Consider the following 3904-nt stretch of genomic DNA (forward strand, 5'->3'; position numbering starts at 1 on the left):
CCGGTGGGTTGTGTGTGCATGAGTTGGTGGGCGGGGGTTCGGGTGTGGGTGTGGTGTGGGGTGGGGTGGGTGTGTCGTTGGGGCGGTTGGGGTGGTTGTCGGATCGGGTGGCGTGGTTTTTGCGGGGGTTGGGGGTGGGGCCGGAGTCGTTGGTGGGGGTGTGTTGTGAGCGTGGGGTGGATTTGCTGGTGGTGGTGCTGGGTGTGTTGAAGGCGGGTGCGGGGTATGTGCCGTTGGATCCGGGGTATCCGGTGGAGCGGTTGGGGTGGGTGGTGGCGGATTCGGGTGTGTCGGTGGTGGTGACGCAGGAGGGGTTGGTGTCGTGGGTGTCGGGGTTGGGTGCGGATCGGGTGGTGTGTGTGGATTCGGGGTGGGATGAGGTGGTGGCCGCGGGTGGGGATGGTCCGGTGTCCTCGGGTGTGGTGTCGTCGAATGTGGCGTATGGGATCTATACGTCGGGGTCGACGGGGCGGCCGAAGGGGGTGCTGGTGCCGCATTCGGCGATCGTGAACCGGTTGGTGTGGATGCAGGACCGGTATCGGCTGGGGCCGGGTGATCGGGTGCTGCACAAGACACCGATCGGGTTCGATGTGTCGGTGTGGGAGTTGCTGTGGCCGTTGCTGGCGGGCGCGGGTGTGGTGATGGCACGTCCCGGGGGTCATCGGGAGCCGGACTATCTGGCCGGGTTGATCGTGCGGGAGCGGGTGAGCACGGTCCATTTCGTGCCCTCGATGCTGGCGGAGTTCCTCGAGCATCCCGACGCGGCGGCGGCGATGGGGGTGCTGCGGCAGGTGTTCTGCTCGGGTGAGGCGTTACCGGCCGGGCTGGTGGACCGGTTTTACGATGTCGCCCGTGCCGCGCTGGCACCGGGCAGCCCGGTACCGCGGTTGCACAACCTCTACGGCCCGACCGAGACCGCGGTCGATGTCACCCACTTCCAGACCCGCCCCGGCCTGTCCCGGGTCCCGATCGGGCACCCGGTGTGGAACACCACCACCCACATCCTCGGCCCGGACCTGACCCCCGTCCCCGACGGCGAGACCGGCGAGCTCTACCTCGGCGGCATCCAGCTCGCCCGCGGCTACCACAACCACCCCGCCCTCACCGCCACCCGCTTCATCGCCACCCCCACCACCGAAACCACCACCGGCACCGATTCCGGCTCTGATCCTGACGCAGGCACCGGCGCTGGCAACGGTGCTGGCACCGGTGGTGGTGGTCGGTTGTATCGGACGGGGGATCTGGCGCGGCGTCTTGAAGACGGTGCGGTGGAGTATCTGGGGCGGACCGACAACCAGGTCAAGATCCGGGGCGCGCGGATCGAGCTGGACGAGATCAGCAACGCCCTGACCACCCACCCCGCGATCACCCACGCCGCCACCACCCACCACCACGGCCACCTCACCGCCTACACCGTGCCCGCCACCACCGCCACCACCCTGCCCACCGACACCGACATCCGCACCCACCTCGCCACCACCCTGCCCCCACACGCCCTGCCCCACACCATCACCTGGCTCACCCACCTGCCCACCACCCCCAACGGCAAAACCGACCACACCCAGCTCACCACCACACCCACCATCACCACCGAAGCCACCACACCCGAAAAGTCCACAACAGACACCACGACCGGCACCACCCCGTCCACTGACTCCACTGCCTCTGCTGAGTCTGCTGAGTCTGCTGTGGACAATCTGGTCGTCTCGAACGCATCCGCCAGTACCGCTGCCACCGGTGGGTCTGTTGTGGAGGGTGTGGATCCGGTGGTGGTGGGGGTTGTGGTGTCGGTGTGGGCGGAGGTGCTGGGGGTTGCGGTGTCCGCGGTGCCGGTGGAGGGGGACTTTTTCGAGCTGGGTGGGGATTCGCTGCTGGGGTTGCGGGTGTTGTCGCGGTTGCGGGCGGAGTTCGGGGTGGTGCCGGCGTCGCGGGTGCTGTTCGACTATCCGACGCCGCTGGCCCTGGCCCGCCACCTGCACACCCTCCGCGCCGCCCGCGCCGCCCGCGGGGGTGGTGTTCCGGGTGTGGTGGGTGAGGCCGGTATCGGCACCGCCGCCACCACCGATACCGATGCCGCGGCTGATGCTGGTTCCGGTGCTGCCGCTGGTGTCGAGGCTGGTGTGGGTGGTGGGCCGGTGGTGCCGGTGTCGGGGGTGGTGGGGTTGTCGGGGGCGCAGGAGCGGTTCTGGTTCGCGTTCCGGTATGAGCCGGGGAGTGCGGAGTACACGGTGTCGCGGGGGTTCGCGGTGCGGGGTGTGGTGGATGTGGAGGCGTTGCGGGTGGCGGTGGCGCGGGTGGTGGCGCGGCATGAGCCGTTGCGGACGGTGATCAGGGTGGGGGCTGGTGATGTGCCGGTGCCGGTGGTGGTGGCGGCCGAGGAGGCGGTGGTGCCGTTCGTGGTGCGGGATGTGTCCGGGATCGCTGATCGTGGCGTGCGGGAGGCACAGGTGCAGCGGGAGCTGGCGGGTGAGGTGAACGCGCCGTTCGACGTGGGCACGGGCCCGGTGCTGCGGTCGTTGCTGGTGCGGGTGGCGGCGCGGGAGTGGGTGTGGGTGTTCAGCGCGCATCACGCGGTGATCGACGGGTGGTCGCTGGGGTTGTTCACCGGTGAGGTCTCGGCCCTCTACACCGCGATCACCACCGGCCGCCACGCCACCCTGCCGGCCCTGCCCGCCCGGTATGCCGACTATCCCGGCTGGCACCACAAGCTACTCGGCACCGGGGTGCGGGAGCGGGAGCTGGCCTACTGGCGCCGGCAGCTCGCGGAGGTCGTGCCGTTGCAGATCCCCGCCGATTTCCCCCGCCCGCGCCAGCGCCGCGGGGTGGGGGCGACCGTGCGGGCGGTGCTCGACACCGCCACCACCACCGAACTGCAGCGGTACGGCCAGGCGCGGGGCGCGACCCTGTTCATGGTTTTGGCCGCGGCCTGCCACAGCTGGCTGGCCCGCCACAGCGGGCAGCACGACATCGCGCTGGGCACCGCGACCTCCGGACGCGAGCACCCCGACTTCGAACCCGTGATCGGGTGTTTCATCAACACCGTCGTGCTGCGCACCCGCAGCACCCCCGCGATGACCTTCCCCGACCTGCTCGCCACCACCCGCGACACCGTCCTGGCCGCACTCGCCCACCGCCACACCCCGTTCCAGGACCTCGTCGAGGAACTCCAACCCGACCGCGACCCCGCCCGAACCCCCCTCACCCAAGCCATCATGGTCCTGCAAAACGGACCCGACCCCACCCTGCACCTGCCCGGCCTGCACACCCAACCCCACCCCCTGCCCACCCACACCTCCATCACCGACCTCACCCTCGAATTCACCCACCACCACCACCAACTCCACCTCACCCTGCACTACAACACCGACCTGTTCCACCCCACCACCGCACACCACCTCACCCACCGCCTCACCACCCTGCTCACCCACCCCCCCCACACCCCCGACACCACACCCCACACCCACCACCGACTCCTCACCCCCCACGACCACCACACCCTCCACCACCCCAACACCACCCAAAACACGGCGAACACCAGCGCGGCCAGCGGGGTCCCACCGCACTGGGCACCCACCCTGCACCAGCAAATCGAACACCACGCCCACCACACCCCCCACCACACCGCCATCACCACACCCACCCACACCCTCACCTACCACCACCTCAACACCACCGCCAACCAACTCGCCCACCACCACACCCTCCACCACCCCAACACCACCACCCACCCCGAACACCCCATCGCCCACCTCCTCACCCGCACCCACCACACCATCACCGCCCAACTCGCCACCCTCAAAACCGGCAACACCTACCTCCCCCTCCACACCACCCACCCCCCCCCCCGACTCCACCACCTCCTCCACACCACCAACACCACCCTCATCATCACCGACAAAGCCAA

1 protein-coding gene is annotated in these 3904 nt (G+C 69.4%); it reads left to right on the forward strand.

Going from position 1 to position 3904, the window contains the following annotated elements; genetic code table 11:
• Window positions 1-107: 107 nt before the first annotated feature.
• Window positions 108-3904: amino acid adenylation domain-containing protein (locus tag ABD256_RS43945; protein ID WP_344432337.1), on the forward strand; the 3797-nt coding region annotated here is incomplete at its 3' end.

It is taken from the genome of Amycolatopsis minnesotensis (genome assembly GCF_039529815.1).
Taxonomy (GTDB): Bacteria; Actinomycetota; Actinomycetes; order Mycobacteriales; family Pseudonocardiaceae; genus Amycolatopsis; species Amycolatopsis minnesotensis.